Annotated in this window: 11 protein-coding genes and 1 pseudogene; 6 read left to right on the forward strand and 6 right to left on the reverse strand. The window is 55.1% G+C overall.

The window, feature by feature from the left end:
* Window positions 1-10 precede the first annotated feature (10 nt).
* Window positions 11-958 (reverse strand): trehalose operon repressor TreR, encoded by a 948-nt coding sequence (gene treR / locus ACWWFX_RS18955; RefSeq protein ID WP_276220584.1) that lies wholly within the window; start codon window positions 956-958, stop codon window positions 11-13.
* Window positions 959-1,348: 390 nt separating this feature from the next.
* On the opposite strand from treR, the gene mgtA reads away from it, so the two are divergent.
* On the forward strand, window positions 1,349-4,057 hold the full coding sequence (gene mgtA, locus ACWWFX_RS18960; protein ID WP_473224479.1) for a magnesium-translocating P-type ATPase: 2,709 nt from the start codon (window positions 1,349-1,351) through the stop codon (window positions 4,055-4,057).
* Window positions 4,058-4,152: 95 nt separating this feature from the next.
* On the opposite strand, the gene ridA is transcribed toward mgtA, so the two are convergent.
* The 5 genes and pseudogenes from ridA to ACWWFX_RS18985 all read right to left on the reverse strand — a co-directional run.
* The gene (gene ridA / locus ACWWFX_RS18965) at window positions 4,153-4,539 is read right to left on the reverse strand and encodes a 2-iminobutanoate/2-iminopropanoate deaminase (RefSeq protein WP_108476191.1); all 387 of its coding nucleotides are present in this window, start codon (window positions 4,537-4,539) and stop codon (window positions 4,153-4,155) included.
* Between the two features lie 73 nt (window positions 4,540-4,612).
* A complete protein-coding gene (pyrI, locus tag ACWWFX_RS18970) occupies window positions 4,613-5,074 on the reverse strand; it encodes an aspartate carbamoyltransferase regulatory subunit (RefSeq protein ID WP_149462916.1) in 462 nt (153 codons plus the stop codon).
* A gap of 12 nt (window positions 5,075-5,086) precedes the next feature.
* Window positions 5,087-6,022 carry an aspartate carbamoyltransferase gene (gene pyrB / locus ACWWFX_RS18975; RefSeq protein WP_276220582.1) on the reverse strand — a complete coding sequence of 312 codons (936 nt, stop codon included), beginning with the start codon at window positions 6,020-6,022 and terminating at the stop codon, window positions 5,087-5,089.
* Window positions 5,974-6,153 carry a pyrBI operon leader peptide gene (locus ACWWFX_RS18980; RefSeq protein ID WP_436650360.1) on the reverse strand — a complete coding sequence of 60 codons (180 nt, stop codon included), beginning with the start codon at window positions 6,151-6,153 and terminating at the stop codon, window positions 5,974-5,976. Before ACWWFX_RS18980 ends, pyrB begins: the two co-directional genes overlap by 49 nt.
* A pseudogene (locus tag ACWWFX_RS18985) lies at window positions 6,096-6,227 on the reverse strand (pyrBI operon leader peptide); the annotation flags it as partial. The gene ACWWFX_RS18980 and the pseudogene ACWWFX_RS18985, both read right to left, overlap by 58 nt.
* A 198-nt stretch (window positions 6,228-6,425) precedes the next feature.
* Here ACWWFX_RS18985 and ACWWFX_RS18990 point away from each other — a divergent pair.
* The 5 genes from ACWWFX_RS18990 (at window position 6,426) to ACWWFX_RS19010 (ending at window position 13,310) form a co-directional block, all read left to right on the forward strand.
* Window positions 6,426-6,878 carry a YhcH/YjgK/YiaL family protein gene (locus ACWWFX_RS18990; protein WP_276220581.1) on the forward strand — a complete coding sequence of 151 codons (453 nt, stop codon included), beginning with the start codon at window positions 6,426-6,428 and terminating at the stop codon, window positions 6,876-6,878.
* A 201-nt stretch (window positions 6,879-7,079) separates the two neighbouring features.
* On the forward strand, window positions 7,080-7,988 hold the full coding sequence (locus tag ACWWFX_RS18995) for a dihydrodipicolinate synthase family protein (RefSeq protein WP_473224480.1): 909 nt from the start codon (window positions 7,080-7,082) through the stop codon (window positions 7,986-7,988).
* A 16-nt stretch (window positions 7,989-8,004) separates the two neighbouring features.
* Window positions 8,005-9,972, forward strand: a complete 1,968-nt coding sequence (locus ACWWFX_RS19000; protein WP_473224481.1) for a YjhG/YagF family D-xylonate dehydratase — start codon at window positions 8,005-8,007, stop codon at window positions 9,970-9,972.
* 330 nt (window positions 9,973-10,302) lie between these two features.
* The gene (locus tag ACWWFX_RS19005; protein ID WP_276220578.1) at window positions 10,303-11,682 is read left to right on the forward strand and encodes a glycoside-pentoside-hexuronide (GPH):cation symporter; all 1,380 of its coding nucleotides are present in this window, start codon (window positions 10,303-10,305) and stop codon (window positions 11,680-11,682) included.
* A gap of 11 nt (window positions 11,683-11,693) precedes the next feature.
* Window positions 11,694-13,310 carry a glycoside hydrolase family 43 protein gene (locus tag ACWWFX_RS19010; RefSeq protein ID WP_473224482.1) on the forward strand — a complete coding sequence of 539 codons (1,617 nt, stop codon included), beginning with the start codon at window positions 11,694-11,696 and terminating at the stop codon, window positions 13,308-13,310.
* Window positions 13,311-13,316 lie beyond the last annotated feature (6 nt).

A 13,316-nucleotide genomic window follows, 5' to 3' on the forward strand; every position in this document is an offset into this window, starting at 1 on the left:
GCGTTCAGGCTTAGATGAGGTTGGCGGGAATAATAATCTGACGCGGTTCGGCGCGTCCGATTACCTGGCCTATCAGCTGTTCTGCCGCCTGACGACCGGCGTCGGCATAGCCGGGATCGACGGTGATAATTTCCGGGTGCAGGAACTTCATCAGCGGCGTGTTGCCGACGCTGGCGAGTTGCACGTTATCCATGCGTTCCTGCTGGAAATATTTACTTGCGCCCAGCGCCAGCGTATCGGTGGCGCACAGCAGGGCGGTAGTGTCCGGCGTCATCACTTTGCTGGCATATTCAAAGCCCTGCTTCATGGCGAGGCCGGGCAGCGCGGCGACCGGGTTGAGTTTATGTTTTTTGCAGAAGGCGAGATACGCATCGTGGCGGCGTTTGCCGGTGGTGACGTCGCTGTGGGGAACGCCAAGGTAGCTAATATGGCGATGCCCCTGGTCGTAGAGGCGCTGCATCAGGATGTTGATGGCGCCTTTATCGTCATAACAAACCGAGGCGAAACCTTTGGCATCGCGCGCCACCATCACCAGCGACGACTGCCAGTTCGCCAGCATAGCTTCGCTAACGCCGGTAAAACCGAACAGCACCACGCCGTCGATGTTACGTCGCTTCAGCATGCCGAGATGCTCTTCCACTTTCTCCGGCGAGAACTGGCTTTCCATCATGATGGGGTCGTAACCCTGCTCGTAAAACACCGGCAGCATGGTTTGTACGGCAAGGTTTTCTGAAAGGGAATCGAGACGCGTGACGATAATGGCGACCACTTTATCGCTCTGCCCGCGCATCGCACGCGCGGAGCGAGAAGGGGAGAAACCGTGCTGGTTCATCACTTCTTCAACACGTTCACGGGTACGATCGCTGACGCCGCTTTCATTATTCAGCACGCGGGAAACGGTCGATTTTCCCACTCCGCTCAGGCGTGCAATATCTTTAATGGTCAGCCGGTTCTGCATCTCGTTTTCCATGTTAATAAAATGTTATTTCAGACTAAGTGTTTCATCCTACGCAAACAATCCGCAATGAGCAAAGTCTGGTTTACGTTCGGTTTAGTTGCCGGGGGGTATTATACCGCCCGAACTGGCACAAACATTATGGTTTTATACGTATAATGTGCGGCGCTATTAATCATTCATCTTACCGGAGGCCGTATGGATCCCGATCCCACCCCTCTCCCGCACGGGAGCGTAATTTTCCGGTAAGTCAGTTTTCGCTGCCTTACCGAACACGTGAGGCAGTGACATCCCCGATGTCCCTGTTTGAAAAATTAAGTGCCTGACAGGTACGGATTACCTGTGCCTGTCAGCCGATCTGCGTCCATATTCAATGGATGCGGGGGACGTTTTATGCTGAAAAATATGACCCGGCAACTGCTTGCGCAGCTCAGCCGCCACCTGCCACGCCGTTTAGTCCAGCGCGACCCGATGCCGGATGGCAAAAATCTCTCTGGCGTTCCGATGCCGGATTCTCTGAGCCAGCACTGCCTGAATGTGGCAATGATGGACGAAGAGGCCGTATGGCACGCTTTTGGTACGCATCCGGAAGGGCTCAACGAGGCCGAAGTCGCGGCAAAACGCGAGCGTTACGGCGATAACCAAATCCCGGCGCAGAAGCCCGCGCCGTGGTGGGTTCACCTGTGGAGCTGCTATCGCAACCCCTTTAACCTGCTGCTGACGGTGCTGGGCATCGTCTCTTACTCGACCGAAGATCTCTTCGCCGCCGGGGTGATTGCGCTGATGGTGGTGATTTCCACGCTGCTTAACTTTGTGCAGGAGGCGCGTTCCACTCGCGCTGCCGACGCATTAAAAGCGATGGTGAGCAACACCGCCACCGTGCTGCGCGTGGTGAATATTCAGGGCGAAAGCCGCTGGTGTGAAATACCGCTCGACCAGCTTGTACCGGGCGATATTGTCAAACTGTCGGCGGGCGACATGATCCCAGCAGACCTGCGGGTTGTGCAGGCGCGCGATCTTTTCGTCGCTCAGGCATCGCTCACCGGCGAGTCGCTGCCCGTTGAAAAAGTTGCGCGCAGCCGTGACCCACAGCAGGCAAACCCGCTCGAGTGCGATACCCTCTGCTTTATGGGCACCACCGTGGTGAGCGGCTCGGCGCAGGCTATCGTCACGGCGACGGGCGGTCACACCTGGTTTGGCCAACTGGCCGGGCGCGTCAGCGAGCAGGAGAGTGAGCCAAATGCGTTCCAGAAAGGCATCAGCCGCGTTAGCATGCTGCTGATTCGCTTTATGCTGGTGATGACGCCAATCGTGCTGCTGATCAACGGCTACACCAAAGGCGACTGGTGGGAAGCGGCGCTGTTTGCGCTGTCGGTTGCCGTCGGTTTAACACCGGAAATGCTGCCGATGATCGTCACCTCGACGCTGGCGCGCGGGGCGGTGAAGCTCTCCAAACAGAAAGTCATCGTCAAGCATCTCGATGCTATTCAGAACTTCGGCGCGATGGATATCCTTTGTACCGATAAAACCGGTACCCTGACGCAGGATAAAATCGTACTGGAAAATCATACGGATATCTCTGGTAAAGCCAGCGAGCGCGTGCTGCATACCGCCTGGCTCAACAGCCATTATCAAACCGGGCTAAAGAACCTGCTGGATACCGCCGTGCTGGAAGGCGTGGATGAAAACGCTGCGCGCGAGCTATCCGGGCAGTGGCAGAAAGTGGATGAGATCCCATTTGATTTCGAGCGTCGCCGCATGTCGGTGGTGGTGAGCGAACGTCCGTCCGTGCACAAACTGATCTGCAAAGGCGCATTGCAGGAGATCCTCAACGTCTCAACGCAGGTTCGCCATAACGGCGAAATCGTTCCGCTGGACGAAACCATGCTGCGCCGCATTAAACGCGTCACCGACACGCTTAACCGTCAGGGGCTGCGCGTGGTGGCGGTGGCGAGCAAGTACCTGCCCGCGCGTGTTGGCGACTACCAGCGTATTGATGAGTCCGACCTGATTCTGGAAGGGTACATCGCGTTCCTCGATCCGCCGAAAGAGACCACCGCACCGGCGCTGAAAGCGCTGAAAGAGAGCGGTATCACCGTGAAAATTCTCACCGGCGACAGCGAGCTGGTGGCGGCGAAAGTGTGCCATGAAGTGGGGCTGGACGTTGGTGAGGTGGTGGTCGGCAGTGATATTGAAACCCTGAGCGACGACGAACTGGCGGCGCTGGCGCTGCGTACCACGCTGTTTGCTCGCCTGACGCCGATGCATAAAGAGCGCATCGTAACGTTGCTGCGCCGCGAAGGTCATGTGGTCGGCTTTATGGGAGACGGTATCAACGATGCGCCCGCGCTGCGTGCGGCGGATATCGGAATTTCTGTCGATGGCGCGGTGGATATTGCCCGCGAAGCCGCCGACATCATCCTGCTGGAAAAAAGCCTGATGGTGCTGGAAGAGGGGGTTATCGAAGGCCGCCGGACATTTGCCAACATGTTGAAATACATCAAGATGACGGCCAGTTCCAACTTCGGTAACGTCTTCAGCGTGCTGGTGGCGAGCGCCTTCCTGCCGTTCCTGCCCATGCTGCCGTTACATCTGTTGATTCAGAACCTGCTGTACGATGTATCCCAGGTCGCGATTCCGTTTGATAACGTTGATGACGAGCAGATTCAGAAACCGCAGCGCTGGCAGCCGTCTGAACTGGGGCGCTTTATGATCTTCTTCGGGCCGATCAGCTCCATCTTCGACATTCTGACCTTCTGCGTGATGTGGTTTGTCTTCCATGCCAATGTGCCGGAAACGCAGACGCTGTTCCAGTCCGGCTGGTTCGTGGTGGGGTTACTGTCGCAGACGCTAATTGTGCATATGATCCGTACGCGCCGTATTCCGTTCATCCAGAGCCGCGCCGCCTGGCCGCTGATTATCATGACGCTGGTGGTGATGGTCGTCGGTATCGCGCTGCCGTTCTCGCCGCTGGCGGGGTATTTGCAGCTGCAGGCCCTGCCGCTCTCCTACTTCCCGTGGTTGATTGCGATTCTGGCGGGATATATGACGCTGACGCAGATGGTGAAAGGGTTCTTTAGCCGCCGGTACGGCTGGCAGTAAAACAGTGCCGGGTGGCGCTGATGCTTACCCGGCCTACGCGCGATATGCCGTAGGCCTGATAAGCGTAGCGCCATCAGGCGCTTGCGGCGTCGCTATTAGCGACGTACCGCAATCGCTTCAATTTCAATCTTCACATCTTTCGGCAGACGTGCGACTTCCACACAAGAACGTGCCGGGAAGGTGGCGTTATGCTCGGTAAAGAAGGCTTCATAAGTCGCGTTAACGGTCGCGAAATCGTTAAGATCTTTCACGAAAACGGTAGTTTTCACGATATCGCCGACTTTCAGGCCTGCTGATTCAACGATTGCTTTTACGTTTTCCAGCGACTGACGCGCCTGAGCGGCTACGTCTTCCGGCACTTCACCGGTTTTCGGGTTTACCGGGATCTGACCGGAGGTGATGATCATGCTACCCAGATCAACGCCCTGAACGTATGGGCCGATAGCGGCTGGTGCATTTTCCGTCGCGAGTACTTTGCTCATGTTTTCTCCAGAATTACAGCGTTAAGAATGTTCCCGGCCATTATAGCAGCCGGGATTTCATTACCAACCTCAATTAGTTGGCCAGCACCACATAATGGGAAAACTCTTTTTCGCAGTATTTACATTTGAGTGCGATATCATCGGCACGTTTTTTCACTGCAAAGCTGGATGAAACCGGCTCGGCGTGGCTGATGCAGTTGCTGTTCGGGCAAACCAGCACGTTATCAATACGTTCCGGCAAGCTTGGGCGCGATTTGCCGACCACTTCATATTCGTCGATGCGATTCACCGTCGCCTGCGGAGCATACAGGGAAAGCTGGTTGACCTGCTCGTCGGTCAGGAAGGTATTTTCGATTTTAATCAGGTCCTTGCGGCCCATTTCGCCGGAAGGCAGATTCAGGCCGATGGTGATGCGTTGGTCTGTCTCAGTCAGTTTGAACAGGGTCAGCAGCTTAAAGCCTACCTGCGCCGGGATATGGTCGATTACCGTGCCACGTTTGATGGCTTCTACCTGAAGTTTGTTATCGTGTGTCATAGTCATTTCCCCTTACAGATCCAGGTCGCGAGTCAGAACCAGTGCCAGTAACGCCTGGCGAGCGAAGATACCGTTGCCAGCCTGCTGGAAGTACCAGGCGTGCGGCGTTTTATCGACATCCGTGGTGATTTCGTCAATACGCGGCAGCGGGTGCAGCACTTTCATATTGTTGCGTGCGCCTTCCAGGTCGGCGGCGCGAAGCACGAACTGCGCCTTCACGTTGGCGTATTCTGACGGGTCCAGACGCTCTTTCTGCACGCGCGTCATATAAAGGATATCCACTTCCGCCATCACTTCTTCAATGGCGCTGTGCAGGCTCCAGGCAATGCCTTTCTCGTCGAGCATATCCAGAATGTACTGTGGCATCGCCAGCGCGTCCGGGGCGATAAAGTAGAAGCGGTTGCCGTTAAATTTCGCCAGCGCCTGGGTCAGGGAGTGAACGGTGCGGCCATATTTCAGGTCGCCGACCATCGCCACGTTGAGATTTTCCAGGCGGCCCTGCGTTTCCTGAATGGTGAAGAGGTCGAGCAGCGTTTGCGTCGGATGCTGGTTAGCGCCGTCACCGGCGTTTAACACCGGAATGCCGCCGGAGAACTCGGTTGCCAGACGTGACGCGCCTTCCTGCGGGTGACGCATCACGATGGCGTCGACGTAGGTGCTAATCACCGAGATGGTATCCGCCAGCGTTTCGCCTTTTTTACCCAGCGAGGTGTTGTTGCTGTCGGAGAAACCGACCACGCTCGCGCCCAGGCGATGCATTGAGGTTTCAAACGACAAGCGGGTACGGGTTGACGCCTCGAAGAAACAGCTGGCAATCACTTTGTGCTTCAGCAGTTCCGGTTGCGGGTTTGCTTTCAGCTTTGCAGCGGTAGCCAGTACCAGTTCCAGATCGTCGCGACTCAGGTCGTTGATGGAAATGATATGTTTTTGATACAGCGGATTAGCCATGTTTTTCTCCTGACGCCTGCGCAAAAAAAAAGCCCCTTAAATAAGGGGCTTCGAGAATGAGTGAGCAACGGAAAGAAAACGGCAGGCCAGCGTCTGTTTTCAGACGCGGTAAGACGCGATGTCGTACACACTGAACCATAATTCCTCCCGGCAAACGGGACGGGATTATACGCAGGTCTGTTTTTGAATCAAGTATCAGATTCATAATTTACGCGACGAAAACGATTCTCTTTGAATACTAATGCACATAATCACCACTGATATGCAGTTGTAACCCATTCATTACCATCATCATTCAATAACTATGCGCCAGCGCAAATCCCCATCAAAAAGTAGTGGTATGGCAGCCTGAATTCTCGTATAACAACTAAAAATGAAACGATGTTTTAATTGAGGTATTACCATGATTGTTGGCAACATCCATAATGTGCAGCCGTGGCTGCCGGAAGCACTGCGCCAGGCGATCGCGCATGTTAAAGCCGAAGTAAACGATGCGACCGCGTTGGGCAAGCACCCTATCGACGGCGACCGCGCCTTTTATCTGGTAGCGGAAGATATGACCGAGCCGTGTGAAAAACGTCGTGCCGAGTATCACGCGCGTTATCTGGATATCCAGATATTGGTGAAAGGCCAGGAGGGGATGACCTTCAGCACGCTGCCTGCGGGCGCGCCGGAGACCGACTGGCTGGCAGATAAAGACATCGCTTTCCTGCCGGAAGGAAAAGAAGAGAAAACCGTTATTCTGAACGAAGGCGATTTTGTGGTGTTCTACCCGGGGGAAGTGCATAAGCCACTGTGTGCGGTCGGCACGCCCGCGAAAGTGCGCAAGATTGTGGTGAAGATGTTGGTTGAGTAAGACTTTTGAGCTGGGGGCGAGTACCCCAGCTCGTACTTGCCCCGTTACATTCCGTTGCTCCCCATTTTGTGATCAAGCCTAAAAAACGCACAACCTTCCCCTCTCTCTGATTTACCTCTACGCCTGCCCTGGATTACAGTGAATTTATAAATAAGAACACTGTTCTATAATGTAGAACAAAATTAAAATGAAGGAGTTCCCATGCAACCAGCAGTGCAGTTCTCAGGCATCATTCCTCCGGTTTCAACATTGTTCACGCCAGATGGGCAATTTGATGCGAAGAGCACCGGTGTATTGATTGACGATCTTATTACCGCGGGTGTGGATGGGCTTTTCTTCCTCGGCAGTGGCGGTGAGTTTTCCCAGCTTTCGCTGGATGAACGCAAGGCGGTTGCACAGTTTGTGACCTCGCATGTTAGTCAGCGTGTACCAGTGCTCATCGGTACAGGCGGCACCAACGCGCGTGAAACGATCGCGCTTAGCCAGCATGCGCAAGAGTGCGGCGCGGATGGGATCGTGGTGATCAACCCTTACTACTGGAAAGTGTCGGAAGAGAACCTGGTGAATTACTACCAGCAGGTGGCGGATAGCGTCACGCTGCCGATAATCCTGTATAACTTCCCGGCGCTGACCGGGCAGGATCTCACGCCTTCTATCGTGAAACGTCTGGTGGCGTCGCGCAAAAATATCGTCGGTATTAAAGATACCATCGACTCCATCGCCCACATCCGCAGCATGATTAACACCGTGAAAGCAGAGCATCCGCACTTTAGCGTGCTGTGTGGCTATGATGACCATCTGTTCAATACCCTGATGATGGGGGGCGACGGCGCGATTTCAGCAAGCGTAAACTTTGCCCCGCAGCTGTCGGTGAATCTGCGTCGCGCATTCCTTGAGGGCGATCTCGGTACGGCGGCGAAAATTCATCAGAAGCTGGTGCAGGTGCCGCAGATTTATCAACTGGATACCCCATTTGTGAACGTGATTAAAGAGGCGATGGTGCTGTGCGGACGCGAGATGTCGACCTGGACGATGCCGCCTGCTGGTGTGCTGGATGATACGCGTCGCCAGCAGTTAAAAGCGCTGCTGAAACGCCTTGAACTCTGCTGATCGGGAGAGCGAAAAGATGTCTATCGACACCATTTTTACACCGCAGGATGAACCGTTTTATGCGGTGAAAACCCATGCTGCCGGCCCGCAGGGCGCGCTGCCGTTGACGCCGCAGATGCTGCTGGAGTCGCCGAGCGGCAATCTGTTCGGCATGACGCAAAACGCAGGAATGGGCTGGGACGCCAACAAGCTTACCGGGCGTGAAGTGTTGCTGATTGGCACTCAGGGCGGTATTCGCCACTCGGATGGCCGCCCAATCGCGCTGGGTTATCACACCGGGCACTGGGAGATTGGCCTGCAGATGTCGGCGGCGGCAAAAGAGATTACCCGTCTGAGCGGCATTCCGTTTGCGGCCTTCGTCAGCGATCCCTGTGACGGGCGCTCGCAGGGTACACATGGGATGTTCGATTCGTTGCCCTACCGTAACGATGCGGCGATCGTTTTTCGCCGTTTGATCCGCTCACTGCCAACGCGCAGAGCGGTAATTGGTGTGGCTACCTGCGATAAAGGCTTGCCCGCGACGATGATCGCCCTTGCGTCGATGCACGATCTGCCGGTGATCCTCGTGCCGGGCGGGGCGACATTGCCCCCGACATTTGGTGAAGATGCCGGAAAGGTCCAAACCATCGGCGCGCGCTACGCCAACAATGAACTGAGTCTGAAAGAGGCATCTGAGCTGGGCTGTCGTGCCTGTGCATCCCCCGGCGGCGGCTGCCAGTTCCTTGGCACGGCGGGCACTTCGCAGGTGGTGGCGGAAGCATTAGGCCTCGCATTGCCGCATTCGGCGCTGGCACCCTCGGGCCAGGACGTGTGGCTGGAGATCGCCCGTCAGTCGGCACGCGCGGTGATGGCGCTGGATGAAAAGGGAATTACTGCCCGCGATATTCTGACCGATAAAGCGATCGAGAATGCGATGGTGGTACATGCGGCCTTTGGCGGTTCAACCAACCTGCTGCTGCATATTCCGGCCATCGCCCATGCGGCGAAGTGTCGCCTGCCGGATGTGGCGCAGTGGAGCGCCATTAACCGTAAAGTGCCACGGCTGGTGAGCGTGCTGCCCAACGGGCCGGATTATCATCCGACGGTACGCGCGTTCCTTGCGGGCGGCGTGCCGGAGGTGATGCTGCATCTGCGTCGGCTCGGGTTGCTGCATGAAGATGTGATGACGGTGACCGGGCAGACGCTCGGTGAGAATCTCGACTGGTGGGAGCACTCCGAGCGTCGTGCGAAGTTCCGTCAGTGTCTGCGTGAGCAGGACGGCGTGGAGCCTGATGAGGTGATTCTGTCGCCGGAAGGCGCGAAAGCGAAAGGGATGACATCAACGGTGGCCTTCCCGGTAGGCAACATCGCGCCTGAAGGTTCGGTTATCAAGGCTACGGCTATCGACCCTTCCGTTGTCGATGACGACGGCGTGTATCGCCATACAGGAACGGCGCGCGTATTTGTTTCGGAAGAGGCGGCGATCAAAGCCATCAAACAGGGGCAAATCCAGAAGGGCGATATCATGGTGATCATCGGCGGCGGCCCGTCGGGCACCGGGATGGAAGAAACCTACCAGCTTACGTCTGCGCTGAAACATATTTCCTGGGGGAAAACCGTGTCGCTGATTACGGATGCGCGTTTCTCTGGCGTTTCTACTGGTGCATGTTTAGGACACGTTGCGCCAGAAGCGCTGGCTGGGGGGCCGATTGGCAAACTGCGCGATGGCGATGTTATTGAGATAATCGTCGATCGCCTGTCGCTTAAAGGTAGCGTGAACTTTATCGGTAGTGCGGAGGTGCGTATAGCGCCGGAAGAGGGCGCTGCCGTGCTGGCAGAACGTGAGCTTCATCCCGGCCTGAAAGCGCATGACTACCTGCCGGATGATACGCGTTTATGGGCGGCGTTGCAGGCGGTCAGCGGCGGTACCTGGAAAGGTTGTATTTATGATACGGATAAAATTATCGAGGTGATTAACGCTGGTAAAAAAGCGTTGGGTATTTGATTTATTAAAATCTATTTTTCTGCCCGCTAAATAAATATATTTGGCGGGCGGTAATCTATTTATTAAAATATTTTATCCTTCGCGGGAGGCTTCGGTGTTTCTATTTTCAGGTAAAGTGAATCGTTATCACAGAAGTTAAAATACATAATCAATAAAGTAAAAATGGTAATTGTTGCTGCATACATTCCCTTCTTACAATCTATCTCGAAAGAATCATCTAATAAGCATACGAATAAAGGGTGTATTCCTCACAAATGCGCAAGCAGGCATTTTATTTTGTAGGTCCCGGCAATTCGGAATGAATTCCTCTCATATGACCTGGAGGTAGAAATGCAGTTAACCATGAAAGATAAAATCGGCTACGGGCTGGGTGATACCGCCTGCGGTTTTGTCTGGCAGGCCACCATGTTTTTGCTGGCGTACTTCTATACGGATGTCTTTGGCCTGTCAGCGGGCGTAATGGGCACGCTATTCCTGGTATCACGCGTGCTGGATGCGGTAACCGATCCGTTGATGGGGCTGGTGGTAGACCGCACCCGCACCCGCTACGGCCAGTTCCGCCCGTATCTGTTGTGGGGGGCGATTCCATTCGGCATCGTCTGCGTATTGACGTTCTATACGCCAGACTTCTCGGCTAACGGGAAAATTATCTATGCGTCCATTACCTATATTTTGCTGACCCTGGTTTATACCTTCGTCAACGTTCCTTACTGTGCAATGCCTGGCGTTATAACGGCCGACCCGAAAGAGCGCCATGCGTTACAGTCGTGGCGCTTTTTCCTCGCCGCCGCTGGTTCACTGGCGATTAGCGGTATTGCTTTACCGCTGGTTAATATTATTGGTAAAGGCAATGAACAACTCGGTTATTTCGGCGCAATGTGCGTGTTGGGCGTTTGCGGCGTGGTGCTGCTGTTTGTCTGTTTCTTCACGACCAAAGAACGTTATACCTTTGATGTTCAACCGGGGGCTTCTGTTAAGCAAGACCTCAAGCTATTAATGGGTAACAGCCAGTGGCGAATCATGTGCGCCTTTAAAATGATGGCGACCGGTTCTAACGTCGTTCGTGGCGGCGCAACACTTTATTTTGTGAAATACGTCATGGATCATCCGGAACTGGCTACACAGTTCCTGCTCTATGGCAGCCTGGCGACCATGTTCGGCTCTTTGTGCTCGTCTCGCCTGCTCGGGCGCTTCGATCGCGTGACCTCGTTTAAATGGATTATCGGTATTTATTCACTGATTAGCCTGAGTATTTTCTTTGTACCGTCGGACAATATCGCGGCGATCTTCGCACTGAATATTCTGTTCCTGTTCGTCTTTAACACCACGACGCCGTTGCAATGGCTGATGGCGTCGGATGTGGTGGATTACGAAGAGAGCCGCAGTGGACGCCGCCTCGATGGCCTGGTCTTCTCGACGTATCTGTTCAGCCTGAAAATCGGCCTGGCGATTGGCGGCGCGCTGGTGGGCTGGATCCTCGCGTTCTCCAGCTACTCCGCAGGCAATGCCGTGCAGCCGGATAACGTACTGACCACCATCAAAATTCTCTTCTGTATCGTTCCCGTCGTGCTCTATGTCGGCATGTTTACGCTGCTGTCGTTCTACAAACTGAGCAGCAAACGTGTGGAAGAGATCAGCCAGCAGCTGCAACGTCAGCGTACGGCACAGCCTGAAACGCACCCTGCCGACACCGCAGCGGCGGTGAACTGAGGAGAAGCATTATGTACCAGATTGAAAATCCCATTCTGACCGGTTTCAACCCAGACCCTTCACTGTGCCGCGTAGGGGACGATTATTACATCGCCACCTCTACCTTTGAGTGGTTCCCTGGCGTGCGTATCTATCACTCCCGCGATCTGAAAAACTGGTCGCTGGTCAGTACGCCGCTCAACAGCGTGGCGTTGCTGGATATGAAAGGTAATCCGGATTCTGGCGGCATCTGGGCACCTTGCCTGAGTTACGCCGATGGCAAATTCTGGCTGCTTTATACCGACGTAAAAATTGTGGATTCGCCGTGGAAAAATGGCCGCAATTTCCTGGTCACCGCGCCATCGATAGAAGGGCCGTGGAGCGACCCGATTCCGATGGGCAACGGTGGATTTGACCCTTCGCTGTTCCATGACACTGACGGGCGGAAATACTACATCTATCGCCCGTGGGGGCCGCGCCACCACAGCAATCCGCATAACACCATTGTGATGCAGGAATTTTTCGCCGACACGCAGACGCTATCGCCAGAACGAACCACGCTCTTTACCGGTACGCCGTTGGGCTACACCGAAGGCGCGCATATTTATCGCCGCGAGGGTTACTACTATCTGCTGGTAGCGGAAGGCGGAACCAGCTATGAGCACGCAGTGGTGGTGCTACGGGCTAAAAACCTGGCCGGGCCCTATGAGCTGCATCCTGACGTCACGATGATGACCAGCTGGCACCTGCCGGAGAATCCGCTGCAAAAGAGCGGCCACGGCTCGCTGCTCGAAACCCATACAGGTGAATGGTATATGGCGTATTTGACCAGCCGCCCTTTGCATCTTCCGGGTATCCCGCGATTAGCGTCCGGTGGGCGTGGATACAGCCCGCTCGGCCGTGAGACGGGCATTACCCGCATTGAATGGCGTGATGGCTGGCCGTACGTAGAAGGCGGAAAACACGCGGCGCTAACGGTGCAGGGCCCGCGCATGATAGAGCAGCCGGTATCAGGTTCGGGGGCATGGCGCACCGATTTTGACAGCGACAGGCTCGACCCGGAGCTACAAACCCTGCGTATTCCGTTTGATGAAACGCTGGGTTCTCTCACCGCACGACCCGGTTTTTTGCGTCTGTACGGCAATGATTCGCTGAACTCTACCTTTACCCAATCCACGGTGGCTCGCCGCTGGCAGCATTTCCGTTTCAGCGCACAAACGCAGATGGCCTTTTCACCACGCCATTTCCAGCAGAGCGCCGGGTTAACCTGTTATTACAACAGTAAAAACTGGACCTACTGTTTTATGGACCGGGAAGAGGGGCGCGGGCGGACGCTGAAGATTATTCAGCTCGATCATAACGTGGCGCACTGGCATCTGTACGATAACCCGATAGCGGTGCCGGAAGAGGTGGAAAACGTCTGGCTGCGAGTGGAGGTCGATACGCTGACGTACCGCTACAGCTATTCATTCGATGGGGAAAACTGGCAAACCATCCCGCTGACCTTTGAGGCGTGGAAACTCTCCGACGACTATATCGGCGGCAGAGGCTTCTTTACCGGAGCATTTGTGGGGCTTCACTGCGAGGATATCAGCGGTGACGGCTGCTACGCCGACTTTGCTTCGTTCTCTTATCAGCCAGAAAACTAATAGCAG

Source organism: Pseudocitrobacter sp. 2023LY-00077 (assembly GCF_055796175.1).